We start from the raw sequence: 24,812 nt of genomic DNA on the forward strand, positions 1-24,812 counted from the left end.
GATGCTGATAATCTTGTTGACTATCAGTCTGACTCCACAAGCACCCACACGAATTGCTTGATTCAGTTGTTAAAGAGCGGTTGGTTAAGCTTTCGCTCAACCGAGGCGCGCATTCTACAGCAGCCTCTGTTGCTGTCAAGTGGTTATTTTCAGATGTTTTCAAAGTTTCCCTTGTAACATCAACCACTTGCGCTTTCGATCTCTCGTTAGCGGGAGGCGAATTCTACAGCGTTACACGCTGCTGTCAACACCTCATTTCCTGCTTCGATGACTTGAAGCTGACACTGCCGAAGAACCATCCAACTCATTGAAACTCAAGGAGTTTTCCGTTTCGACTGCGCCGGAAGTGGGCGAATTATAGGCCGTTGGAATTCTGAGTCAAGGGCTAATTGAGTGACTCTATCAATTAACCCAAAATCATACCCGCCACACATATATAGAGGGGTGCTGACGCACCCCTCTATATATAGCTACAGCACACCCGCCTCACGCAGGGCTTCCACCATCCCATGGTCCAGCCCCAACACTCGCTCCAGGACCTGTTGCGTATGCTCCCCCAACAAAGGAGGCGCATTACGGTACTCCACCGGCGTCTCGGATAAACGGATCGGGCTCGCCACCTGCGGCACCAGGCCAGCCAGCGCATGGGGCAGTTGCATAGACAGCCCACGCGCCTGGACCTGCGGATCTGCAAAGACCTGCGCCAAATCATTGATTGGCCCGCACGGCACGCCAACCGCCTCCAGCTGCGACACCCACTCAGCCGTAGTCTTGAAAACTGTTGCCTGCCTTATAAGGGGCACCAGCACTGCGCGATTGGCGACCCGCTGCTTGTTACTCGCAAAACGCGGGTCATCACTCCACTCGGGCCGACCAGCCACTTCAGCAAACTTGCGAAACTGACTGTCGTTACCCACCGTAAGGATGAAGTCGCCATCGGCCGTAGGAAAATCCTGATACGGCACGATATTAGGATGAGCATTGCCAAGACGCTGCGCAGCGACACCTGTAGTCAGATAGTTCATCGCCTGATTCGCCAGGCAAGCCACCTGCACATCCAGCAGCGCCATATCAATATGCTGACCGCGGCCACCCTGCTGCCGATGGGCCAGGGCCGCCAGAATTGCCACCGTCGAGTAAAGACCAGTCAATATATCCGTCAGCGCCACACCAACCTTTACCGGCCCCGCACCCTCGTCGCCCTCAGGCCGACCAGTCAAACTCATCAGGCCGCCCAGACCCTGAATCATAAAGTCATACCCGGCCCGCTTGGCGTAAGGCCCGGTCTGTCCAAACCCGGTAATCGAGCAGTAGATCAACTCTGGATTCAACGCCTTGAGCGACCCATAGTCCAAGCCGTAGACCTTCAGCCCGCCAACCTTGAAGTTTTCGATCAAGATGTCGGACTTCGCAGCCAGTTCTCGCACCAGTCGCTGACCTTCCGGCTTGGTGAAGTCGATTGTCACTGACTGCTTGTTACGATTGGCCGACAGGTAATACGCAGCCTCCCCCGTACTCTCGCCATACGCATCCTTCAGGAACGGCGGCCCCCAGGCGCGTGTGTCATCACCATTGCCGGGGCGCTCGACCTTGATGACCTCAGCCCCGAGGTCAGCAAGTATCTGCCCCGCCCACGGCCCGGCGAGAACCCGCGACAAATCCAGCACCCGCAAATGCGACAAAGCACCCATGAGCCGAGCTCCTGTTAATAGAACGCCTGAAGACCGGTCTGCGCACGCCCAAGAATCAAGGCATGCACGTCATGCGTCCCTTCATAGGTATTCACTACTTCCAGGTTGACCAGGTGACGCGCCACGCCGAACTCATCGGAAATACCGTTGCCGCCCAACATGTCGCGAGCCATACGGGCGATATCCAGCGACTTGCCGCACGAGTTGCGCTTCATGATCGATGTAATCTCCACCGCCGCAGTGCCCTCATCCTTCATCCGCCCCAGACGCAGGCAGCCTTGCAACGCCAGGGTAATCTCGGTCTGCATGTCAGCCAGCTTTTTCTGAATCAGCTGAGTCGCTGCCAAAGGCCGCCCAAATTGATGGCGATCCAGGGTGTACTGACGCGCGGTGTGCCAGCAGAACTCGGCAGCACCCAATGCACCCCACGAGATCCCGTAACGCGCCGAGTTGAGGCAAGTAAAAGGCCCCTTCAGACCGCGAACATCCGGAAAGATATTCTCTTGAGGCACAAACACGTTATCCATAACGATTTCGCCCGTGATGGATGCACGCAAACCAACCTTGCCGTGAATCGCAGGCGTGCTCAGACCCTTCCAGCCTTTTTCCAGAACAAAGCCACGAATGTCGCCTTCATCATCCTTGGCCCAAACCACAAACACATCCGCGATCGGGCTGTTGGTGATCCACATCTTGCTGCCCGTCAGGCTGTAGCCGCCATCCACAGAGCGAGCACGGGTAATCATCGCACCCGGGTCGGAACCATGGTTCGGCTCTGTCAGACCAAAGCAGCCAATCCATTCACCCGAGGCCAGCTTGGGAAGATACTTCTGCTTCTGCGCCTCAGTACCAAACTCATTGATCGGAACCATCACCAGAGACGACTGCACGCTCATCATTGAGCGATAACCCGAGTCGACCCGCTCTACTTCACGGGCAATCAGACCGTAGCTGACATAGTTCAGACCGCTGCCGCCGTACTGCTCAGGGATCATCGCCCCCAGCAAACCTGTCTCACCCATCTCACGAAAGATCGCCGGGTCGGTCTTCTCATTACGGAAAGCTTCAAGAACACGCGGCGCCAGCTTGTCCTGGGCAAATTGCTCAGCGCTGTCGCGCACCATGCGCTCCTCTTCAGTCAGTTGCTGATCCAGCAACAGTGGATCAATCCAGTTGAAGCTTGCTTTACCCGCCATCAGAGAACCCTCGTGAAATAGATCAAATGTCGTAGATCGATCCTAGGCCGCCCTTAATAGAAGGACAAACGAGGATTACGCACCCTGTTGTGATAATTTCTCACTCTGTAGCCAATGAAAAAGCCATTTATGGCCGTCTTTAGTGAGGATGTCGTACATGCGCCGCAAAATCCCCAGCACCACAGCCCTTATCAGCTTTGAGGCAGCGGCGCGCCACGAAAGCTTCACCAAGGCCGCACAAGAACTATCCCTCACCCAAGGGGCCATTTGCCGACAGATAGCCAGCCTCGAATCGTTCATTGGCGTAGAACTGTTCAGACGCTCCAAACGCGGGGTAAAGCTGACCGAAGCTGGCCTTTCCTACAGTCGGCGGGTTGCAACTCAACTGGATGCAGTAGAACGGGACACCCTGTCCGTCATGGGCCAACAAGGCGCCAACACCATTGAACTGGCCCTTGTCCCTACCTTCGGCACGCAATGGCTGCTACCCCGCCTGAAGGACTTTCAGCAACAACACCCGGACGTCACGGTCAACCTGACCAACCGAACACGCCCCTTCCTGTTCGCCGACACCGATTTTGACGCGGCTATCTACTTCGGTGATGCCGACTGGTCCGGCACATCGTCCTACCGCCTGATGGGCGAAAACCCGGTCCCGGTATGCAGCCCTTCTTTACTGGGTGCAGCCCAACACCTGAGCGCAGAAACCCTCGCAGAACTGCCCCTGCTGCAACAAACCACTCGCCCCTACGCCTGGCGACAGTGGTTTAACGCACAGGACATGAACGTGCCACGCGACATGACCGGCGCACGTTATGAGCTGTTTTCGATGCTGGCCCAGGCCGCCATGCACGACATGGGGGTCGCCCTGATCCCGCCTTTTCTGATTCAGCGCGAACTGGCCGAGAAGCGCCTGGTGATTGCCAATGAACGCCCGCTTTCCAGCACCAAGGCTTACTACTTAATGATCCCCGAGCGCAAAATTGAATCGGCCTCTCTGCAGGCCTTTCGCGACTGGCTGATCAAGCAGGCCGCGATCTACAGCCTTACCTGACTCCCCGCATCGTCCGGACAAACTATGTAGTGACGCATAAAAAAGCACTACATATATAAGCAAATGTCGCTATTTTACACTCGTTACTTTTGTCTAACTGGACAAACCTGCAAGGCAGTAACCACGCGGCCTGCAGGGTATTTCCGAAAGTTATGCTGCGATAACCAAAAGAAATCTGAAAAAAACTCAAAAACCCCCTCAAATCATTACAAGCCATGTATTCAAAGGGCTGCAGCTGACCCTTGCGACATTCGGTCACTGCATGACTTGTAGTTAATATCCCGTCACCCTCCATAAGTTCTTGAAGGCCAAAAAAATCGACGGCAGAATGCCCCGCCCCACCTGCATTCAGGCGGGGTCGTGCTGATCGGCCGCCCCAGATGCACCACCCGTAGTGCGCTGGCTTTCTTATAAAAGATCACGCAGGAGATATGACGTGCACATTGGTGTTCCTCTCGAAACCCAACCGGGTGAAACGCGGGTTGCTGCAACCCCCGAAACCATCAAGAAGCTGATCGGCCAAGGCCATAAGGTGACTGTTCAAAGTGGCGCCGGTGTTAATGCCAGCGTTATTGACAGCGCCTATGAAGCTGCAGGCGCGACTATTGGCAGCGCCACAGATGCATTCAGCGCCGAGCTGATTCTGAAAGTCGTCGCCCCGAGCGACAGCGAACTGGCCCTGATCAGTAGCGGCACCGTACTGATTGGCATGCTCAACCCGTTCAGCAATGAAACCATTGCCAAACTGGCCGAACGCGGGATCACCGCCTTCTCTCTTGAAGCCGCCCCCCGTACATCCCGTGCGCAAAGTCTTGATGTGCTGTCATCCCAGGCCAACATTGCCGGTTACAAGGCAGTTCTGGTCGCCGCTCACCACTATCCGCGCTTCATGCCGATGCTGATGACCGCCGCCGGAACCGTTAAAGCTGCACGGGTGCTGATCCTGGGTGCCGGTGTTGCGGGTCTGCAGGCGATTGCCACCGCCAAGCGCCTGGGTGCCGTCATCGAAGCGTCGGATGTACGACCTGCGGTTAAAGAGCAGATCGAATCCCTGGGCGCCAAATTTGTCGACGTACCCTACGAAACCGACGAAGAACGCGAATGCGCCGTCGGCGTCGGCGGTTATGCCCGACCAATGCCTGCCAGCTGGATGCAGCGCCAGGCTCTGGCCGTTCACGAACGCGCCAAGCAGGCCGACATTGTTATCACCACCGCACTGATTCCGGGACGCAAGGCCCCTGTGTTGCTGAGTGCAGAAACCGTCGCGCAAATGAAGCCCGGTTCTGTGGTCATCGATCTGGCAGCGGCCCAGGGCGGCAACTGCCCGCTGACCGTTGCCGACCAGGTCGTGGTCGAGCACGGGGTCACCATCGTCGGCTACACCAACCTGCCTGCCATGGTTGCCGCAGACGCCTCCGCGCTGTACGCCCGCAACCTGCTGGACTTCCTCAAGCTGGTCTTCACCCCTGAAGGGCAGTTCCAGATCAACCTTGAAGACGACATCGTCGCTGCGTGCCTGATGTGCCGCGACGGTCAAGTCGTGCGCAAAAACGGCTGAGGATAAAAACATGGAAGAGCTCATCTCCCCCGGTATCTACAACCTGATCATCTTCGTGCTGGCTATATATGTCGGTTATCACGTGGTCTGGAACGTAACCCCTGCATTGCACACGCCCCTGATGGCCGTCACCAACGCCATCTCCGCCATTGTGATCGTGGGCGCCATGCTTGCCGCCGCACTGACGGTCACGCCACTGGGTAAAACCATGGGCACCCTAGCGGTCGCACTGGCAGCCGTAAACGTATTCGGTGGATTTTTGGTCACCCGGCGCATGCTGGAAATGTTCAAGAAGAAAGCACCTAAAGCCAAAGAAGAGGTGCGCAAGCCATGAGCATGAACCTGGTCACTGTTCTTTATCTGGTTGCATCGATCTGCTTTATTCAGGCGCTGAAAGGCCTGTCGCACCCGACCACCTCACGCCGCGGCAACTTCTTCGGCATGCTTGGCATGGGTCTGGCGGTAATCACCACCGTCGGCCTGATCTACAAACTGGGCAGCGAAATTGCGACCGCAGGCATCGGCTACGTGATTGTCGGCCTGTTGGTAGGCGGCACCGCAGGCTCGATCATGGCCAAACGTGTCGAAATGACCAAAATGCCTGAGCTGGTCGCTTTCATGCACAGCATGATCGGCCTCGCGGCAGTCTTCATTGCCATCGCTGCAGTGGTAGAGCCGCAATCGCTGGGCATCGTCAAACATCTGGGCGACGCCATCCCTGCCGGTAACCGTCTGGAACTGTTCCTCGGCGCGGCCATCGGTGCCATTACCTTCTCCGGTTCGGTCATCGCCTTCGGCAAGCTCTCGGGCAAATACAAGTTCCGCCTGTTCCAGGGCGCACCGGTACAGTTCAACGGTCAACACAAACTGAATCTGGTACTGGGCCTGGCCACGCTGGCACTGGGCATCACCTTTATGCTGACCGGCAACCTCAATGCCTTCGCACTGATGCTGGCATTGGCGTTCGTACTGGGCGTGCTGATCATCATCCCGATTGGCGGTGCCGACATGCCGGTCGTGGTCTCGATGCTTAACAGCTACTCCGGCTGGGCAGCGGCAGGCATCGGCTTCTCGCTGAACAACTCGATGCTGATCATTGCCGGCTCGCTGGTCGGCTCTTCGGGTGCGATCCTGTCGTACATCATGTGCAAGGCGATGAACCGCTCGTTCTTCAACGTGATCCTCGGCGGCTTCGGTGGCGCAGTCGATACCGCAGGCCCGGCAGGCTCGAAAGAAGCGCGCCCGGTGAAATCCGGCTCGGCTGACGACGCCACGTTCCTGCTGATGAACGCCGACACCGTGATCATCGTTCCGGGCTATGGCCTGGCCGTGGCACGGGCCCAGCACGCACTTAAAGAACTGACCGAGAAGCTGACCCATCGCGGCGTGACCGTGAAGTACGCCATTCACCCGGTAGCGGGCCGCATGCCCGGCCACATGAACGTACTGCTGGCCGAGGCAGAAGTGCCTTACGACCAGGTGTTCGAGATGGAAGACATCAACTCCGAGTTCGGCCAGGCCGACGTGGTGCTGGTACTGGGCGCCAACGACGTGGTCAACCCGGCGGCCAAGAACGATCCTAAATCGCCGATTGCCGGCATGCCGATCCTCGAAGCCTATAAAGCCAAAACCGTCATCGTTAACAAACGTTCCATGGCCAGCGGCTATGCCGGTCTGGATAACGAATTGTTTTATCTGGATAAAACAATGATGGTCTTCGGCGACGCGAAGAAAGTTATTGAAGATATGGTTAAAGCGGTCGAGTAACATCCCCGCCCCTGCAACACCGAGAACCCCGGAGCTGAATTGGCCGGGGTTTTTCTATTTATAAAGAACCCGACCAAAGGCTCTAAATCGGCCGCTGGCATTCGACCATGGTAGCGGGACGAAAGGCTCTGAAAATGAATAGACTGCGCCTCTTGCTTCCGTTGCCCGAGATAACAATCCATGTACCGTGAACGTATTCGCCTAACTTCCCTACACGACAAGGTCATGAGCGCCGCAGAAGCCGCCGACCTTATCAAAGACGGCATGACCGTCGGCATGAGCGGTTTTACCCGTGCCGGCGAAGCCAAGGCCGTCCCCCAGGCATTGGCCGAACGCGCCAAGCTGTCGCCGCTGAAAATCACCCTGATGACCGGCGCCAGCCTGGGCAACGACCTCGACAAGCAATTGACTGAAGCCGGCGTACTGGCTCGGCGCATGCCGTTCCAGGTCGACAGCACCCTGCGCAAGGCCATTAACGCGGGCGAAGTGATGTTTATCGACCAGCATTTGTCCGAAACCGTAGAGCAATTGCGCAACAAGCAACTGACCCTGCCGGACATCGCCGTTATCGAGGCCGTCGCAATTACCGAGCAAGGTCATATCGTTCCAACGACCTCCGTAGGCAATTCCGCCAGCTTCGCGATTTTCGCCAAACAGGTGATTGTCGAAATCAACATGGCGCACAACCCGAATCTGGAAGGTCTGCACGACATCTACATTCCGACCTACCGTCCGACGCGCACACCGATCCCGCTGGTCAAAGTCGACGACCGCATCGGTAGCACCGCGATCCCGATCCCGGCGGAAAAAATCGTCGCCATCGTGATCACCAACAAGCCGGACTCTCCGTCCACCGTGTCCGAGCCGGACAGCGAAACCGACGGTATCGCCTTCCACCTGATCAATTTCCTCAAGCAGGAAGTTGAAGAAGGGCGCATGACCAACAAGCTTGGTCCGCTGCAGGCAGGCATCGGCAACATTGCCAATGCGGTAATGTGCGGCCTGATCGACTCGCCGTTCGAAGACCTGACCATGTACTCCGAAGTACTGCAGGACTCGACCTTCGATCTGATCGACGCCGGCAAGATGAGCTTTGCTTCGGGCAGCTCGATCACCCTGTCCAGCCGTCGCAATGCCGACGTGTTCGGCAACCTCGAGCGCTACAAGGACAAACTGGTCCTGCGCCCGCAAGAGATCTCCAATCACCCGGAAGTGGTTCGCCGCCTGGGCATCATCGGGATCAACACCGCACTCGAGTTCGACATCTACGGCAACGTCAACTCCACCCACGTTTGCGGCACGCGGATGATGAACGGCATCGGCGGCTCGGGTGACTTCGCCCGCAACGCACACCTGGCGATCTTCGTTACCAAGTCGATTGCCAAAGCCGGAGCGATTTCCAGCGTTGTGCCCATGGTCAGCCACGTCGACCACACCGAGCACGACGTCGACATCCTGGTCACCGAGCAGGGCCTGGCCGACCTGCGTGGCCTGGCCCCACGCGAGCGCGCACGGGTCATCATCGACAACTGCGTGCACCCGGACTTCCGCGAAGCGCTGAACGATTACTTCAACAAAGCCTGCGCTATTGGCGGCCACACGCCGCACATACTGCGTGAAGCCCTGAGCTGGCATATCAACCTCGAAGAAACCGGGAAAATGCTGCCGTAACTCCCGTTCTAGACAGCCGCTGACAAAAAACACTATTTGCCAGCGGCTTTTTTTGGCGTAAATTTCAAAAACTGTACTACTGTACCGGTCAATTCATGGCCCTTCCCCGCCTTCCCCCTGCCAAAACAGTCCGTTTCGCACCACATTGGTGCTGACAGGTACAGTTGTGCTCATTTATGGCCGTACAGCACCCCTAAACAGTTAACTGGCCCATCGCAATACAGTTGAACTGTATCTACTGTGTATGGACACAGAAGAGGATCATTGGCATCAGTTAAACCACTAGCCAATGCCGCCACAAGCGGAAGGATGCCGTCATGGAACGTACACTCAGTTCCGATCTGTTCAACGAAAGCAACACAGTAAACAACCAGGCTTCCATGCCTTTGCGCGTTCTTGCCAACTTGATGTTGTGGCAGCGCCGAATCTCCAGCCGCCATCAACTGGCTCGCCTGGACTCGCGTCTTCTGGCTGATGCCGGGATTAGCGAAGCACAGCGTTACGAAGAGCTGAGCAAGCCGTTCTGGCGCTAATGAGCGCTCGCTGGCCCTGACCACCGGTCTATCGCCAGCACCCTGAATTGAAAAAACAGAACCCGTCGCGGATTACCGCTGACGGGTTTTGTCGTTTATGGGGCGAATTTTTAAGAGGCCATAGCCAGACAGGTACAGTTTCTAAAAACATTAAAACAGACAGGTACAGTTACACAAATACTTGATCCAAAGCACTTTGCGTACTCCAATCGGCAAAACATCCTTTGCTCAGCGCTGCCCTGCGCCTACTATTCGAGCCATAAGCGTCTATTTTAATAAGCTCATGTTTTGGAGTCTCACCATGCCCACCCTTCGTCTGTTTAGCGCCGCTGCCTTGCTGACCCTTGCTGCAAGCGCCAATGCCTCAAGCTTTATCGTTACCACCGATAGCATCGTGGGCACCCTCAAGGCCACTTCCGACCTGACGTCCGACGCCACCGGTTCGTTCCGCGACAACAAGATCGTGCGTGCTGCACGTGACGACGCCGCCAGCTTTGTAGCCAGCGAAGGAACCATTCGCGGTGTGAAACTGGAAAGCGCATTCGAGGCCATCCGCCAGCAAGCACCACAGTTGCAGGCCACCGACGCTCAACTGGCCCAGGCAATCCTGACCATTTGATTTTCGGATACGCCTGCCCCCTGTGGGGCAGGCTTGCCCGCAGAAGAAACACTGCGCTGCGCCGCTTCATGAAGAACCCCGCCTCGCGCTGGCTCTGCCCCGGCCATTACGCTAGCCTTGAGTCTCATTCCAACTGCCTCGAGACCCATGCGCTTTTCCTCTTTAGCTCTGCTTGCACTCTGCTGGACACACACAGCCCATGCCTTCGATCTGACCACCCAGAATGTGGTGCTCAGTGGTTACGTCACCAGTAAAGTGACGTCCGCGCCCTTTGATCACAAACTGATACGTGCCGCCCAGGATGATGCTGGCGTCTTCATTGCCAGTGACGGCCAACTGCGAGGAGCGCAGCTGGAATCTGCCTTGCGCTGCCTGCGCCGGAGTCATCCAGAATTGAGTGTCAGCGACCTTGAACTGGCACAAGCAATTCTCGTCCAATAAATACCCGCATTTTCTGGAGATGTTTCATGCGTAGCCCTTTAATTGTCGCGACCCTGGGTCTTTTGCTGCTCGCCGACGTGGCACAGGCACAGACCCTGGTCCAGACCAGCAACATCATTGTGCGGGCCTTTGGCCGCACCATTGACTTCACCTCGGACACCACCACCTCGATCCGCGACTCCAAAGTCGTGCGCGAGGCTCAGGATGACGCCGCCACTTTCGTTGCCAGCCAGGGCGACATTCGCGGTGTGCAGCTGGAATCAGCCTTCAGCACCCTGCGTGAGCGTGTCCCCGAAGCCCGTACCGCCAGCGACCAGGTCCTCGCCGAAGCCATACTCGCACTGTGAGGCGGTTAACGCGCTGGTTCTTCGTTTGTGGCCTGCTGCTTGCGGGCAGTGCCCAGGCCGCTCTGCATCTGCAACTCAAGACCGAAGGCCTGAGCCCGGCTGAACAACAGGCCAGCCAGGCTCTGCTGGACGAGGCCATGCAGAGCCTGCCACCGCGTTTTATCGAGCAGCTGGACCGACAGATTCTGGTGGGCTGGACCGATGACATGCCAAGCAATGCCTACGGCCAGGCGTCGCTGGTGTCAGAGCTGGACCTCAATCGCAAGCTGCTGGCCGGGCTGACCGACGGTTCTGCCGCCACCCTGCAGACCAACCGTCCCCACGGCACCGTGCGCCGGGAAATGCTCGCCACTGTGCTGCACGAACTGACCCACATCTACGACCGCGCCCGACTCTGGCCCGCCGCAGAGCGCAGCCTGATCCTGCGCTGCAGCAGACAAAGCAACAGCTCCGGAATCATTGGCCTGCCCGATCAATGCCGCGGCCAGACCGAACGCCGCTTCACCCTCAGCGATGATCCACGGCTGCTCGACCTGGCCGGCTGGCAGCAATATGTCGGACGCCGTGGCGAGCGCGAGCAAGACAACCACCAGATCGTTCGCAGCCCGGACCTTTACGAAGTCACCAACCCCAAAGAGTTTGTAGCGGTCAACATGGAGTACTTCCTCCTCGACCCGGCCTACGCCTGTCGCCGCCCAGCCCTCTACCGCTACTACAAGGCGCATTTCGGCTGGGCCCCGGCGGCCAGGGACGAATGCCCCAAAGGCTTCGCCTTCCTCAACGCCGGTAACGACTTTGCCCTGCAGCCCCTGGGCACCGTCGACCCGGAGCGGGTCTACGCCGTCGACTACCTGCTGGCCGAGGCCAACCAGGAGTGGGCCAGCCGCTGGGGCCACAGCATGCTGCGCCTGGTGATCTGCGCCCCCGGACGCCCGCGCGGCCCGGACTGTCGCCTCGACCTGCAAGAACACCTGGTTCTGTCCTACCGGGCATTCGTCAATGACGTACAGCTTTCAAGCTGGGACGGCCTGACCGGGGCTTACCCGTCACGCTTGTTTGTGTTGCCACTGGCCCAGGTTATCGACGAATACACCAAGACCGAACTGCGCAGCCTGGCTTCGGGGCCGCTCAAGTTGAGCCGCCCCGAAATTGAAGAAGTGGTTGAGCACGCTGCCGAGATGCACTGGAGCTATGACGGCAACTATTACTTCATCTCCAACAACTGCGCGGTGGAAACCCTGAAGCTGCTGCGCAGCGGTAGCGACAATAGCCAGCTCAAAGGGCTCGACAGCATCGTGCCCAATGGCCTGCTTGAAGTGCTTGAGGGCCGCGGGCTGGCCGACACCAGCGTGCTGGAGGATCCGAAAGAGGCCCTGCGCCTGGGTTACCGGTTTGACTCCTACCGCGACCGCTATCAAGCCATGTTCGACGTGCTCAAAACCCGCCTGCCAATCAAACAGACCACGGTTGAAGACTGGCTGGCCCTGAATGCCGACGAACGCCGGCCGTGGATCGAGAAGGCGGACCTGCGCTCGAGTGCTGCGCTGTTATTGCTTGAGCAGGCCAGCTTTCGTCGACAACTGCTGCTGGCCCAGGACGAGGTCAAGCAAAAGTACCTGGGCGCCCGCGGGCTCAAGGATGGCGGCATGGATAAAGCCAATAAAACCCTGCAGCAGATTCTCGCCACCAGCGGCTTCCTCAGCCGCCCGGCCGAGTTGCTCGGCAGCAGTGGTTATGGCCTGCCGCAAGCCAAAGAGTGGGAAGTGCTCCAGTCCGAAAGCAGCCAGCGCCAGCAGCAACTGCTGCGCCTGACCACTGACCTGGACCAGGAAGTACGCGGCCTGCTTGAACCGGCCCGGGCGGCGGAAATTGCTGCCACCGAAGCCAACGTCAAACAGATCGGCGAGCACTTGCGGGCGATTCATAAAGCGTCAGGCGGGTTGCAACTGCCCTGATTCTGCTAACCCCCCCTGCAGGAGCGAGCTCTTTAGCCTGGCTGAAAACAGCTCGCTCCTGCAGGACTTGCCCGGCGTATCTCAGGCTCCCGGCACAAAGTGCTTCTGCACGGTGCCGTGGGCGATCAGCCGCGAGAGGTAGTTCATTTTCTCGGCATCCTGATCGACAAAGCGGAACGTCAGTTGCAACCAGTCACTGTCCGGCCTGGGCTCGTAAGCCACGATGGCATGCAGATAGCCATTGAGGCGCGCAACCTCGGCGCTCTCGCCCTGCTCAAGGTCCAGTACCGCACTGGCCAATACCTGAGGCAGCACTTCACCGCGACGCACCACCAGCAGCGCTTCCTTGAGGCTCAGGGCCTTGATCACGCACGCCTGGGTGCCGCTGGCCAGGCGCAGCTGCCCTTGACCCCGACCAGCCGGCACCTGAGCGGCTGGTTTTGCGGCTGGCGCCACCGGACGTGCAGCCGCAGCAGGAGCCGGGGTGATTACTTGGGCCTTGCCACCGGTCAGTGCATTCAGCGAGTCGTTACCGAAGGCGCTGCTCAAGCGTGCAGGTGCACTGCTCATCACGGCATCCAGCAAACCCGCCTTGGCAAAAGCCTTCTTCACCTTGGTCAACAACTGCTCGTTGGTGAAGGGCTTGCTGACAAAGTCTGAGACCCCGGCCTGAATCGCCTGAATCACATTTTCCTTGTCCCCGCGGCTGGTCACCATAATGAACGGCAGGGTTTTCAGATGATCCTGCTCACGGCACCAGGTCAGCAGTTCAAGGCCGGACATCTCCGGCATTTCCCAGTCGCACAGCACCAGATCGAAAGTCTCACGGGTCAGCAATGCCTGGGCTTTACGGCCATTGACTGCGTCTTCGGTCCTGATGCCCGGAAAATAGTTACGCAGGCAATTTTTAACCAGATCGCGAATAAACGACGCGTCATCCACCACCAGCACACTGACCTTGCTCATCGACTGCTCCTTTAAAATCCTGACCACCCTGCCCGCATTCAAAGCAATGTGCCAAGACCGACAGGCACCCCAACGGCATAAACGTTCGCAGAGCGCCTTGAATATGAATGCCAAAAACCAAAACGCCCGGCTAGAGCCGGGCGTTTTTTATCTCGGGCAGTCTTATTTATCGTCAGCAGACTGCACAACATTAGCTTTATCACCGCCTGTGCCTTCAACTTCTTCGCGCATGCGCTTGAGGCCCATGTGCCGCACGTCCGTGCCGCGCACCAGATAAATCACCAGCTCGGAGATATTGCGCGCATGGTCGCCAATACGCTCCAGCGAACGCAGAACCCAGATGATGCTCAACACACGCGAGATCGAACGCGGGTCCTCCATCATGTAAGTGGCCAGTTCGCGCAGTGCGGTCTTGTACTCACGATCGATGATTTTGTCGTACTGGGCTACCGACAGCGCGAGGTCGGCATCGAAGCGGGCGAACGCATCCAGTGCATCACGCACCATGTTGCGTACCTGATCGCCGATGTGCCGCACTTCGATATAACCCCGGGGCGCCTCGCCTTCTTCACACAGCTGAATGGCACGGCGAGCGATCTTGGTCGCTTCGTCACCGATGCGCTCCAGGTCAATCACTGACTTGGAGATACTGATGATCAGGCGCAGGTCAGAGGCTGCCGGCTGGCGACGGGCCAGAATGCGCAGGCATTCTTCGTCGATGTTGCGCTCCATCTGATTGATCTGATCGTCTATCTCGCGCACCTGTTGCGCCAGGCCGGAGTCGGCCTCGATCAACGCCGTGACGGCATCGTTGACCTGTTTCTCCACCAGGCCGCCCATCGCCAGCAAGTGACTGCGTACGTCTTCGAGTTCCGCGTTGAACTGCGCGGAAATGTGATGGGTGAGGCCATCCTTTGAAATCATGGTTTTGCTCCGCAAAAGCTTCAAGCGACCAGCTTCAAGCTGCAAGTTGATTGTGTCGTTACGCCAAACTGCATTTACTTGCCGCTTGAGGCCAACGGCTGCAGCTGCTGCTAGCCATAGCGCCCGGTGATGTAGTCTTCGGTCTGTTTCTTGGCCGGGTTGGTGAACAAGGTATCGGTGTCGCCGTACTCAACCATCTTGCCCATGTACATGAACGCGGTGTAGTCCGAAACCCGGGCTGCCTGCTGCATGTTGTGGGTCACGATCACGATGGTGAACTTGGACTTGAGCTCGTAGATCAGCTCTTCGACTTTCAGGGTCGAGATCGGGTCGAGTGCCGAGCACGGCTCATCGAGCAGCAGTACTTCAGGCTCAACTGCGATGGTACGGGCAATCACCAGACGCTGTTGCTGGCCGCCGGACAGCCCCAGGGCCGACTCGTGCAGACGGTCCTTGACCTCATCCCACAGCGCCGCGCCCTTGAGTGCCCACTCTACCGCTTCGTCGAGCACGCGCTTTTTGTTGATGCCCTGGATCCGCAGACCGTAGACCACGTTTTCGTAGATGGTCTTGGGGAACGGGTTGGGTTTCTGGAACACCATGCCGACGCGCCGACGCAACTCGGCCACATCCTCGCCCTTGCGGTAGATGTTGTTGCCGTACAGGTTGATCTCGCCCTCGACACGGCAACCGTCCACCAGATCGTTCATCCGGTTGAAGGTGCGCAGCAACGTGGACTTGCCGCAACCCGACGGGCCGATAAACGCGGTAACCCGTTGCTTGGGGATGTTCAGGCTGACGTCGAACAGCGCCTGTTTTTCACCGTAGTAAAGGTTCAGGCCCGGTACTTCAATGGCGACGGCTTCGTCAGCCAGGCTCAGGCTCTGTTTGCTGCGGCCCAGGGCTGACATGTTGATGCCGTGGGTGGGAGATTCATGCTGCATGGGTTGCTCCATACGCTAAAAATTCATTTCGCTTACCTCTGGCCGCTTATCAGGGCCAGAGGTTTACATGATTATTGTGGGAGCCGGCTTGCCGGCGATCCGGACAACGCGGTGTACATCTGAACCGTCGCTGGCAAGCCAGCTCCCACATGACCCTTACGTGTATCAATCAGCTTTCCAGCGCCTTGTACTTCTCGCGCAGGTGGTTACGAATCCATACCGCCGACAAGTTAAGCGTTGCGATCACCAGTACCAGCAGCAGCGCGGTGGCGTATACCAGCGGGCGTGCGGCTTCGACGTTGGGGCTCTGGAAGCCCACGTCATAAATATGGAAGCCCAGGTGCATGATCTTCTGGTCAAGGTGCAGGTACGGGTAGTTGCCATCCAGCGGCAGCGACGGTGCCAGCTTGACCACGCCCACCAGCATCAGCGGCGCCACTTCACCGGCCGCACGGGCCACCGCGAGGATCATGCCGGTCATCATCGCCGGGCTAGCCATCGGCAGCACGATCTTCCACAAGGTCTCGGATTTGGTGGCACCCAGCGCCAGCGAGCCTTCGCGAACGGTACGCGGAATACGCGCCAGCCCTTCTTCAGTGGCCACGATCACCACCGGCACCGCCAGCAGCGCCAGGGTCAGCGAGGCCCACATCAGGCCCGGCGTACCAAAGGTCGGCGCCGGCAGTGCTTCGGCGAAGAACAGCCGGTCCACCGAGCCGCCCAATACATACACAAAGAAGCCCAGGCCAAACACGCCGTACACAATGGCCGGGACACCGGCCAGGTTGTTGACCGCAATGCGGATCACCCGGGTCAGGGTGTTTTGCTTGGCATATTCGCGCAGATACACCGCCGCCAGCACCCCGAACGGCGTGACGATCACGGCCATGATCAGGGTCATCATCACGGTGCCGAAAATTGCCGGGAAGATCCCGCCTTCAGTGTTGGCTTCACGGGGGTCCTGAGTGAGGAACTCCCAGATATTGCTGAAATACATCCCCAGCTTCTGCCAGCTGTTCATCGCGTTCGGCTGGTAGGCCTTGACCACCTTGCCGATGCTGATTTCCAGCTCTTTACCGTTGGCGTCGCGGGCCGTGAGGCTGTCGCGATTGAACTGCGCGTGCAAGTCCCCCAAACGTTCTTCGATGGCTTTGTAGCGGGCGTTCAGTTCGGCCCGTTCCGACTCCATGTCAGCTTGCGCTTGCGGGGTGAGCTTGCCGTCCAGTTCCAGCTTGCGACCATGCAGGCGGATACGCTCCAGCCCGTAGTTGATCGCACCGATGTCTTTCTTTTCCAGCTGGCTGAGTTGTGCCGCCAGTTCATTGATACGTTTGACCCGGGCTTGCAGTTCAGGCCAGGCCGCAGCACCTTCGGCGATCACTTTGCCGTTTTCTTTAACGTTGACCAGATAGCCGTAAAAATTGCCCCATTCGCGGCGCTCGATGGCCATCAGCTCCGGCGGCGTGGACTGGTTGGTCAGCCACTCGCCGACCACCCATGTGAAGTCGTTGCCGTTCAGGTCACGGTTACCGACCTTGATCAGCTCCCGCGTCATGAACTCGGGGCCTTGATCGGGCACCGGCAAGCCGGCGCTTTTCAGACGCTCGCGCGGTACTTCTTCCTTTTGCACCACTTCGCCGATCAGCACGTGATTGGCATTACCCGGTACGTCGTACTGCGCGTGCACCAGGTCTGCCGGCCAGAAGTGACCCAGACCACGCACCGCGATGACCGACAGCAAACCGATGGTCATGATGACCGCGATGGAAACCGCACCACCGCTGATCCAGACGCCGGGAGCGCCGCTCTTGAACCAACCTTTGAGGGAGTTCTGTTTCACAGACTTCTACCTTCCTTAAAGCGACGAATATTTCTTGCGCAGACGCTGACGAATCAGCTCGGCGAGGGTGTTCATGACGAAGGTGAACAGCAGCAGTACCAGCGCCGAGAGGAACAGCACGCGGTAATGACTGCCGCCCACTTCCGACTCCGGCATTTCCACCGCGACGTTCGCCGCCAATGTGCGCAGGCCTTCGAACAGGTTCATTTCCATGACCGGGGTGTTGCCGGTGGCCATCAACACAATCATGGTCTCGCCTACCGCACGGCCCATGCCGATCATCAGCGCCGAGAAAATCCCCGGGCTGGCGGTCAGGATGACAACCCGGGTCATGGTCTGCCACGGTGTGGCACCCAGCGCCAGCGAGCCCAGGGTCAGGCCACGCGGCACGCTGAACACGGCGTCTTCGGCAATCGAGTAGATGTTCGGGATGACCGCAAAGCCCATCGCCAGACCCACCACCAGAGCATTGCGCTGGTCGTAAGTGATGCCCAGGTCGTGGGAGATCCACAGGCGCATGTCGCCGCCGAAGAACCAGGCTTCCATATACGGGCTCATATACAGCGACAGCCAGCCCACAAACAGAATCACCGGGATAAGGATCATGCTTTCCCAGCCGTCCGGCACCCGCAGGCGGATCGACTCAGGCAGGCGGCTCCAGGTGAAACCCGCCACCAGGATGCCGATGGGCATCAGCATCAGCAGGCTGAAAATCCCCGGGAGATGGCCCTCGACATAAGGCGCCAGGAACAGACCGGCGAAGAAGCCCAGGATTACCGTGGGCATCGCTTCCATCAGCTCGATCACCGGCTTGACCTTGCGCCGCAGGCTCGGGGCCATGAAGTAAGCGGTGTAGATCGCGGCAGCAACAGCCAGCGGAGCGGCCAGCAACATGGCGTAGAACGCCGCCTTCAACGTACCGAAGGTCAATGGCGCAAGGCTCATTTTCGGTTCGAAGTCGGTGTTGGCAGCCGTCGACTGCCAAACGTATTTAGGTTCGTCGTAGTTCTCGTACCAGACCTTGCTCCACAACGCGCTCCAGGACACTTCCGGGTGCGGGTTTTTCAGGGTCAGTGGCAGCAGCTTGCCGCCCTCTTCCACGATGATGCGGTTGGCCCGTGGCGACAACGCCATGATGCCGGGGCCTTCAGCAATTTTTTCAACCAGCAGGGTGCGATGCGCGGTGCTGTGGAACACACCGATTTCACCAGCAGCGTCCAGGGCCAGGAAGCCTTTGCGACGTTGTTCGGCGGTGATCTCGACAATCGGCGAGGTGCCCATCTGGAAACTGCGGATGTGCTTGAAGCGTTGCTCGCCATCCGGATCGCGCGCCATGAACCATTGGCTCAGACCACCCCTGGAGTCGCCGAAGATCAGCGAGATACCACCCACCAACTGGGTACTGGCGGTGATCTCGGTCGTGGCGTCATCAGCCAGCTTGTAGCGCCCGTTGAGGCTCTTGTCGCGCAGGCTGAACACATCGGCTTGCGCCCGCCCGTTAACCACATACAGCCACTGCTGGCGCGGGTCGACGTAGAGCGCTTTGACCTGCTCGGTCATTTGCGGCAGGTCGATGCGGGTCTCGGAATTCGTGACCTCGCCGGTCATCATGTTTTCTTCGCTGACCATCGACAGCACGTTCAACTGCGCACCGCTCGAGCCCGCCAGCACCAGCGTCGAATCGTTCACGCTGAGGTTCACGTGATCCAGCGCACGGCCCTGGGGGTCGAGCACAATCGGCGTTTCGCCATAGGGGTATTCAATGGCCGGGGTGATGGTCTTTTTGTTATCCGGATAGCTGACACGGTAGCTGTGACGGAACACCAGGGCCTGACCGTTGGACAGGCCCAGGACCACCACCGGATTACCCGGCTGGTCTTCACCGATCGACGTCACTTGTGTGCCCGCAGGCAACGGCAAGTTGACCCGCGATAACTCGTCGCCCGTTTTGGCGTTAAAGAACAGCACCATGCCCTTGTCGGACACACGCATACCGACCTGATTCTGCTCCTCTACGGAAATCATCAGCGGCTTGCCGGCATCCTGCATCCATACCGGAGTCAGCGCCTGCTTGGCATTGAGGTCTGCGCCCTGAAACAGCGGGAACACGACATAGCCGAGGAAGAAGAAAATCAGGGTGATCGCGCCGAGCACGGCAAGACCGCCGATAAATACATACCAGCGGGTCAGGTGGTCTTTTAGCGCGCGGATGCGACGCTTGCGCTTGAGTTCAGGGGTATTGAAATCAATGCGCTTGGGAGCGGATGTCGTAGTCATTGGGGAATTGGCCAGATCATTCATGCGCACACCCTAGCGATCCTGTATGACAGAAAGATGACAAAGCAGTGACGCAGAAAATCCGCCGCCCAGTGGTGCTGGCAGCGGAGCGAAAAATGAGGTGAATCAGGAGCGCCTGTAGCGGCTGCCGGAGGCTACGACGGGCTGCGTAGCAGACCCGTTTTTGAAGGCCCTTCGGACCTTGCCGCAGCCTTCGTCAGCGACTACAGAGCTCTCGTTTATGCGCCTTCTTTCAAGCCCAGGTCAGCCAGTGCTTTGGCAGCGACTTTGGCTGGCAGCGGGATATAGCCGTCTTTCACTACCACTTCCTGGCCCTGCTTGGACAACACCAGCTTGATGAACTCGGCTTCCAGCGGGTTCAGCGGCTTGTTCGGTGCCTTGTTCACATACACGTAGAGGAAACGCGACAACGGGTATTTGCCGTTCAGTGCGTTTTCTTCGGTGTCTTCAATGAACTCGGTGCTGCCCTTTTTAGCCAGAGGCACTGTTTTCACGCTGGCGGTTTTGTAACCGATGCCCGAGTAGCCCACGCCGTTCAGCGAGCTGCTGATGGACTGAACCACCGAAGCGGAACCCGGCTGTTCGTTCACGTTTGGCTTGTAGTCGCCTTTGCACAGGGCTTCTTCCTTGAAGTAGCCATAAGTGCCGGATACCGAGTTACGACCAAACAGTTGAACCGGCTTATTCGCCAGATCGCCGGTCACACCCAGGTCGCCCCAGGTTTTAACGTCAGCTTTGGCTCCGCACAAACGGGTCGACGAGAAAATCGCGTCAACCTGCTCCATGGTCAGGTGCTTGATCGGGTTGTCCTTGTGGACAAATACCGCCAGGGCATCAACAGCCACCGGGATGGCGGTCGGCTTGTAGCCGAACTTCTGCTCGAAGGCAGCCAGTTCGTTGTCCTTCATCTTGCGGCTCATCGGGCCCAGGTTGGCGGTGCCTTCAGTAATCGCAGGTGGCGCGGTCGAAGAACCGGCAGCCTGAATCTGGATGTTCACGTTCGGGTATTCTTTTTTGTAAGCCTCAGCCCACAGGGTCATCAGGTTCGCCAGGGTATCGGAACCAACGCTGGACAGATTCCCCGACACACCGGTGGTCTTCACGTAGGGCTGAATAGCCGGGTCAACACCAACGGCAACCGCATTGGCAGTCGCAACGCCAGCGGCAACAAAAGTCAGGGCCGCCATCACACGCTTCAGTTTCATGCCTTACTCCTAACAAACGGGGTTAGATGAATCGGGGGCCAGTATCTTCAGGCCATGTGACCACTCTATGAACCGATTGTGACAATTGGATGAAAGGCCATCATTGTTTACAAATGATGGCCTTTCTGGAGAGGCTAATTATATGTGACGACGAGGCCGGCTCGATCAGCGGCCCTTTTTCCACAAGTAGGCACCGACCAGCAAGCCCATGGTGCAGATGATTGCCACGTAGTACGCCGGGCCCATCGGGCTTTCTTTAAGCAGCAGGGTTACGGCCATCGGGGTCAGGCCACCAAAGATGGCGTAGGCCAGGTTGTAGGAAAAAGACAGGCCACTGAAACGCACCACTGGCGGAAAGGCTTTGACCATCACATAGGGCACAGCGCCGATGGTGCCTACAAACAATCCGCTCAAGGCGTACAGGGGAAACAACCAGTCCGGGTGCTGCAACAGGCTGTGGTAGAAGGTCCACGAGGTGATCAGCAGTCCGGCGCAACCCAGCACGAAGACTTTGCCGGCACCAAAGCGGTCAGCCAGTGCCCCCGAAGCAATACAGCCCAAGCTCAAAAAGACGATGGCCAGACTGTTGGCTTGCAATGAGGTGGTGGCAGAAAAACCGTACACGGTTTGCAGCACGGTCGGCGTCATCAATATGACCACGATGATCCCGGCAGACAGCAACCAGGTCAGCAGCATCGAAATCACAATTGCGCCGCGATGATCACGCAACACGGTCTTGAGCGGCACTTCTGCAGCCAGGGCCTTGCGCAGCTGCAACTCGGCGAACACCGGGGTTTCGTGCAACCAGCGCCGCAGATACACCGAAAACAGTCCGAACACACCCCCCATGAGGAAAGGGATTCGCCACGCGTAATCGGCCACTTCCGCCGGGGTGTAGATCGTATTGATCGCAGTGGCCATCAACGAACCGAGCAAAATGCCCGCCGTCAGGCCGCAGGTCAGGGTGCCGCAGGCATAGCCCACGTGACGCGGCGGAACATGCTCGGCCACAAACACCCAGGCGCCCGGCACTTCACCGCCAATCGCCGCGCCCTGAATCACGCGCATCAGCAGCAACAGAATCGGCGCCCACATGCCGATCTGTGCATAAGTCGGCAGCAAGCCCATGATCAGGGTCGGCACCGCCATCATGAAGATGCTCAAAGTGAACATCTTCTTGCGCCCCAGCAGGTCGCCGTAGTGCGCCATGACAATGCCACCCAGCGGCCGTGCCAGATAACCCGCAGCAAAAATGCCGAAGGTTTGCATCAGGCGCAGCCACTCCGGCATGTCCGCCGGGAAGAACAGCTTGCCGACCACGGTGGCAAAAAATACAAAGATGATGAAATCGTAAAACTCCAGCGCACCGCCCAAAGCAGACAGCGACAAGGTTTTATAGTCATTACGGGTTAACGGCCGCGACGGCGGTGCAGCACTGGAAGGCTCTGTGATCATGGAGTATTGCTTCTCTTATTTGGGCTCGGCAAAAAGCTGCAACTACGCCGGCAGGGGCTGGGCAGGTTTTGAAAGATAACAAATTGTTTACAAAAGCACAGAGCTAGACGCACGCCTCGCTTAAAAAGCAGAATCCGAAGGTCGTCGGCCAAGCCAGTGATCGATATACTCGTTGGCTGTAAGAAACATTTGGAGACTTCTGAAAATGCTGTGCGAAACGTTCGCAGGGCATTCACCAGCTGATTCCGCAGAGTTTCCCTTGGTGCGGCTTATGAAGAACGTGACGAACGTAGTATGTTCGGGCTGAATCGTTTTTCTAATGACGCTTATTCACCCGCAATACACATGATGAATCACGGGTCAGAGGCCCTTAGGCATGCTAGAGCTCGAACAAGAAGATCCAATCCCGCAAGGTGACCTGGCCTTGCAAATCACCGCATTACCGCGCGAAACCAACGGTTTCGGCGATATTTTCGGCGGCTGGCTGGTATCACAAATGGACCTCGCTGGCACCGCAATGGCCAGCAAGGTCGCCGGGGGCCGTGTGGCTACGGTTGCCATTGATCGCATGGCATTTCTGGTGCCCGTGGCAGTCGGGGCCCAGTTATCGTTTTACACCCAGGCCCTGGAAATCGGCCGCAGCTCGATCCAGATGATGGTCGAAGTGTGGAGCGACGACCCGCTGTCCAGCGAATGGCGCAAAGTCACCGAAGCTGTATTTGTGTTCGTTGCCATCGATGGCAGCGGCCGCACGCGCTCCGTTCCGCCGCGCCGTTAAACCTCGCCGCGCTTTGCCTGTCTACTGCTGTCCTAGTCCCTGATATAGAGAGCCTGCCATGCACCACATTGAGTCAGTCACCCTGGACGAACTGGAGTGCTGGCACTTCCAGCATGGTCAGGCCCAACTATTGGTCGCCAAACAGGGCGCCCAGGTGCTCAGTTATCAGGTAGGCGATGAGCCGCCGATCATCTGGCTTAACGACAAGGCCCAGTACAAGGCAGGCAAAGGCATCCGCACCGGCGTCCCGGTCTGCTGGCCGTGGTTTGGCAATTTTGAACGCAACCCGCAAAGCGTAAAAGCCATGCGTCAGTCAGACGAGCCGGCAACGGCCCATGGGCTGGTGCGCACCCGCGAATGGGAGCTCCTTGAGTTCGACGATGCCGGTGAAGCACTGCACATCGAACTGGGCCTGCCCCACGTCGAAGGCGGCCTGCCCGGGTGGCCACACGATGTCGCACTGACCCTGAGCATTCGCCTGGACACGCAGCTGCACATCAGTCTCACCAGCCATAACCGCAGTGATATTCCGGTCACCATCAGCCAGGCGCTGCACAGCTATTTTGCGGTCAGCGATGTACGCAGGGTGCATGTCGAAGGGCTGGACGCACTGACGTATATCGACACGCTGCAAGACTGGAAACAGATCCGCCAGACCGGCGATTTGACCTTCAGCGGCGAAACCGACCGCATCTACCTCGACGCCCCGCAGCAGCTGAGCATTGTCGATAACGACTGGCACCGCAGCATTCAGCTCACCAGCCGCGGCTCACGTACGGCGGTGATCTGGAACCCGTGGATCGAGCGGGCCGAACAGTTTGACGACATGGCCGATGATGGCTGGCAACGCATGCTCTGCATCGAAACCGCCAACGTGATGGACGACGTGGTCACCCTGGAACCGGGTGCGAGCCATACCCTGGGTGTGAGCATTGCGAGCAAACGCCTGAAACCCTGAACCTGTAGGAGCGAGCTTTTTAAACAGCTCGCTCCTACAGTCAGATTGCGCGTAGTTAAGTTGCGTATCCCTTACAAATCCGCCTCAACCACCACCCGCACCTTGCTCGCATCCAGCGCATAGGCCGCATCCGCCAGATCATTACTGACTGTCTCAACCTTCAGCGTGCCCACCACCCACAATGGCGTGTAGATGTCGTCCAGCTTCAAGCCTTTGGGGTAGCGCACCAGCACCAACTGATTGGGCGGCGGTGGCGGCACGTGGATGCAGGCGCCAGGGTACGGCACCAGGAAAAACAGGGTACTGCGCCCCTTGGCATCGGTTTCCAAAGGCACGGGATAGCCGCCCAAACGGATATTTTTCCCGTTCATGGCAGGCACAGTTTTACTGGAATACATGACCGCCGGCAGGCCTTTGCTCTGCTTCAAACCACCCTTGGCAGTAAACGTACCATTGGCCTCGGGCGAGTCATGGTCGATTTCGGGCATTTGTTCGAGGGCTTTTTGATCCGACTTTGGCATCAGGTCGAGCCAGTCGGTTTCGGGCAATTGCGCCGCGTGTACCAGGCCACAGCCCAGTAAAAGAAAGATAAAAGCAAAACGACGCATGGCA

Annotated in this window: 22 protein-coding genes; 12 read left to right on the forward strand and 10 right to left on the reverse strand. The window is 58.2% G+C overall.

The features are described from left to right. Positions 1–470: 470 nt before the first annotated feature. Both JQ845_RS16655 and JQ845_RS16660 read right to left on the reverse strand, forming a co-directional pair. On the reverse strand, positions 471–1,691 hold the full coding sequence (locus tag JQ845_RS16655; RefSeq protein WP_161720130.1) for a CaiB/BaiF CoA transferase family protein: 1,221 nt from the start codon (positions 1,689–1,691) through the stop codon (positions 471–473). 14 nt (positions 1,692–1,705) lie between these two features. Then, positions 1,706–2,887 (reverse strand): acyl-CoA dehydrogenase, encoded by a 1,182-nt coding sequence (locus JQ845_RS16660; protein ID WP_003438163.1) that lies wholly within the window; start codon positions 2,885–2,887, stop codon positions 1,706–1,708. Between the two features lie 157 nt (positions 2,888–3,044). Between JQ845_RS16660 and JQ845_RS16665 the strand changes: the two genes are divergently transcribed. The 10 genes from JQ845_RS16665 to JQ845_RS16710 all read left to right on the forward strand — a co-directional run bounded on the left by JQ845_RS16665 (position 3,045) and on the right by JQ845_RS16710 (position 12,832). Beyond that, on the forward strand, positions 3,045–3,941 hold the full coding sequence (locus tag JQ845_RS16665; RefSeq protein WP_010657074.1) for a LysR family transcriptional regulator: 897 nt from the start codon (positions 3,045–3,047) through the stop codon (positions 3,939–3,941). A 436-nt stretch (positions 3,942–4,377) separates the two neighbouring features. Next, on the forward strand, positions 4,378–5,499 hold the full coding sequence (locus JQ845_RS16670) for a Re/Si-specific NAD(P)(+) transhydrogenase subunit alpha (protein ID WP_127196922.1): 1,122 nt from the start codon (positions 4,378–4,380) through the stop codon (positions 5,497–5,499). Positions 5,500–5,509: 10 nt separating this feature from the next. After that, positions 5,510–5,833, forward strand: a complete 324-nt coding sequence (locus JQ845_RS16675; protein ID WP_003438157.1) for an NAD(P) transhydrogenase subunit alpha part 2 — start codon at positions 5,510–5,512, stop codon at positions 5,831–5,833. Beyond that, entirely contained in the window at positions 5,830–7,266 is a 1,437-nt protein-coding gene (locus JQ845_RS16680) for an NAD(P)(+) transhydrogenase (Re/Si-specific) subunit beta (RefSeq protein ID WP_003438156.1), read from the forward strand. The genes JQ845_RS16675 and JQ845_RS16680 overlap by 4 nt, the downstream gene beginning before the upstream one ends. Positions 7,267–7,446: 180 nt before the next feature. Then, a complete protein-coding gene (locus JQ845_RS16685; RefSeq protein WP_003438154.1) occupies positions 7,447–8,937 on the forward strand; it encodes an acetyl-CoA hydrolase/transferase family protein in 1,491 nt (496 codons plus the stop codon). 317 nt (positions 8,938–9,254) lie between these two features. Further along, positions 9,255–9,470 (forward strand): DUF1127 domain-containing protein, encoded by a 216-nt coding sequence (locus JQ845_RS16690; RefSeq protein ID WP_003438153.1) that lies wholly within the window; start codon positions 9,255–9,257, stop codon positions 9,468–9,470. 301 nt (positions 9,471–9,771) lie between these two features. Next, positions 9,772–10,089 carry a DUF2388 domain-containing protein gene (locus JQ845_RS16695; protein WP_003438151.1) on the forward strand — a complete coding sequence of 106 codons (318 nt, stop codon included), beginning with the start codon at positions 9,772–9,774 and terminating at the stop codon, positions 10,087–10,089. Between the two features lie 147 nt (positions 10,090–10,236). Beyond that, a complete protein-coding gene (locus JQ845_RS16700; protein ID WP_003438149.1) occupies positions 10,237–10,530 on the forward strand; it encodes a DUF2388 domain-containing protein in 294 nt (97 codons plus the stop codon). 26 nt (positions 10,531–10,556) lie between these two features. Continuing rightward, entirely contained in the window at positions 10,557–10,877 is a 321-nt protein-coding gene (locus tag JQ845_RS16705; protein ID WP_010657071.1) for a DUF2388 domain-containing protein, read from the forward strand. Continuing rightward, on the forward strand, positions 10,874–12,832 hold the full coding sequence (locus JQ845_RS16710; RefSeq protein WP_203009275.1) for a DUF7844 domain-containing protein: 1,959 nt from the start codon (positions 10,874–10,876) through the stop codon (positions 12,830–12,832). The genes JQ845_RS16705 and JQ845_RS16710 overlap by 4 nt, the downstream gene beginning before the upstream one ends. Positions 12,833–12,913: 81 nt before the next feature. Here the strand turns inward: JQ845_RS16710 and JQ845_RS16715 are convergent, their stop codons facing one another. From JQ845_RS16715 to JQ845_RS16745, 7 genes are all read right to left on the reverse strand, one after another. Further along, complete coding sequence (locus tag JQ845_RS16715) at positions 12,914–13,798, reverse strand: response regulator (RefSeq protein ID WP_203009276.1); 885 nt, start codon at positions 13,796–13,798, stop codon at positions 12,914–12,916. A 162-nt stretch (positions 13,799–13,960) separates the two neighbouring features. Continuing rightward, positions 13,961–14,722 (reverse strand): phosphate signaling complex protein PhoU, encoded by a 762-nt coding sequence (gene phoU / locus JQ845_RS16720; RefSeq protein ID WP_203009277.1) that lies wholly within the window; start codon positions 14,720–14,722, stop codon positions 13,961–13,963. Between the two features lie 110 nt (positions 14,723–14,832). Then, positions 14,833–15,666 (reverse strand): phosphate ABC transporter ATP-binding protein PstB, encoded by an 834-nt coding sequence (gene pstB, locus JQ845_RS16725; RefSeq protein ID WP_003438139.1) that lies wholly within the window; start codon positions 15,664–15,666, stop codon positions 14,833–14,835. A 169-nt stretch (positions 15,667–15,835) separates the two neighbouring features. After that, positions 15,836–17,506 carry a phosphate ABC transporter permease PstA gene (pstA, locus tag JQ845_RS16730; RefSeq protein WP_003438137.1) on the reverse strand — a complete coding sequence of 557 codons (1,671 nt, stop codon included), beginning with the start codon at positions 17,504–17,506 and terminating at the stop codon, positions 15,836–15,838. Between the two features lie 15 nt (positions 17,507–17,521). Continuing rightward, positions 17,522–19,807: an ABC transporter permease subunit gene (locus JQ845_RS16735; RefSeq protein WP_161720132.1), complete on the reverse strand. Its 2,286-nt coding sequence runs from the start codon at positions 19,805–19,807 to the stop codon at positions 17,522–17,524. Between the two features lie 215 nt (positions 19,808–20,022). Beyond that, positions 20,023–21,009: a phosphate ABC transporter substrate-binding protein PstS gene (locus tag JQ845_RS16740; RefSeq protein WP_003438133.1), complete on the reverse strand. Its 987-nt coding sequence runs from the start codon at positions 21,007–21,009 to the stop codon at positions 20,023–20,025. Between the two features lie 165 nt (positions 21,010–21,174). Next, positions 21,175–22,464, reverse strand: a complete 1,290-nt coding sequence (locus tag JQ845_RS16745; RefSeq protein ID WP_203009278.1) for an MFS transporter — start codon at positions 22,462–22,464, stop codon at positions 21,175–21,177. Positions 22,465–22,840: 376 nt separating this feature from the next. On the opposite strand from JQ845_RS16745, the gene JQ845_RS16750 reads away from it, so the two are divergent. Together JQ845_RS16750 and JQ845_RS16755 are read left to right on the forward strand one after the other, a co-directional pair. Further along, on the forward strand, positions 22,841–23,242 hold the full coding sequence (locus JQ845_RS16750) for an acyl-CoA thioesterase (protein WP_003438129.1): 402 nt from the start codon (positions 22,841–22,843) through the stop codon (positions 23,240–23,242). A gap of 58 nt (positions 23,243–23,300) precedes the next feature. After that, a complete protein-coding gene (locus tag JQ845_RS16755; RefSeq protein ID WP_003438128.1) occupies positions 23,301–24,200 on the forward strand; it encodes a D-hexose-6-phosphate mutarotase in 900 nt (299 codons plus the stop codon). Between the two features lie 71 nt (positions 24,201–24,271). On the opposite strand, the gene JQ845_RS16760 is transcribed toward JQ845_RS16755, so the two are convergent. Then, positions 24,272–24,808 carry a DUF3299 domain-containing protein gene (locus tag JQ845_RS16760; RefSeq protein ID WP_003438126.1) on the reverse strand — a complete coding sequence of 179 codons (537 nt, stop codon included), beginning with the start codon at positions 24,806–24,808 and terminating at the stop codon, positions 24,272–24,274. Positions 24,809–24,812 lie beyond the last annotated feature (4 nt).

It is taken from the genome of Pseudomonas paraversuta (assembly GCF_904063065.1).
Taxonomy (GTDB): domain Bacteria; phylum Pseudomonadota; class Gammaproteobacteria; order Pseudomonadales; family Pseudomonadaceae; genus Aquipseudomonas; species Aquipseudomonas paraversuta.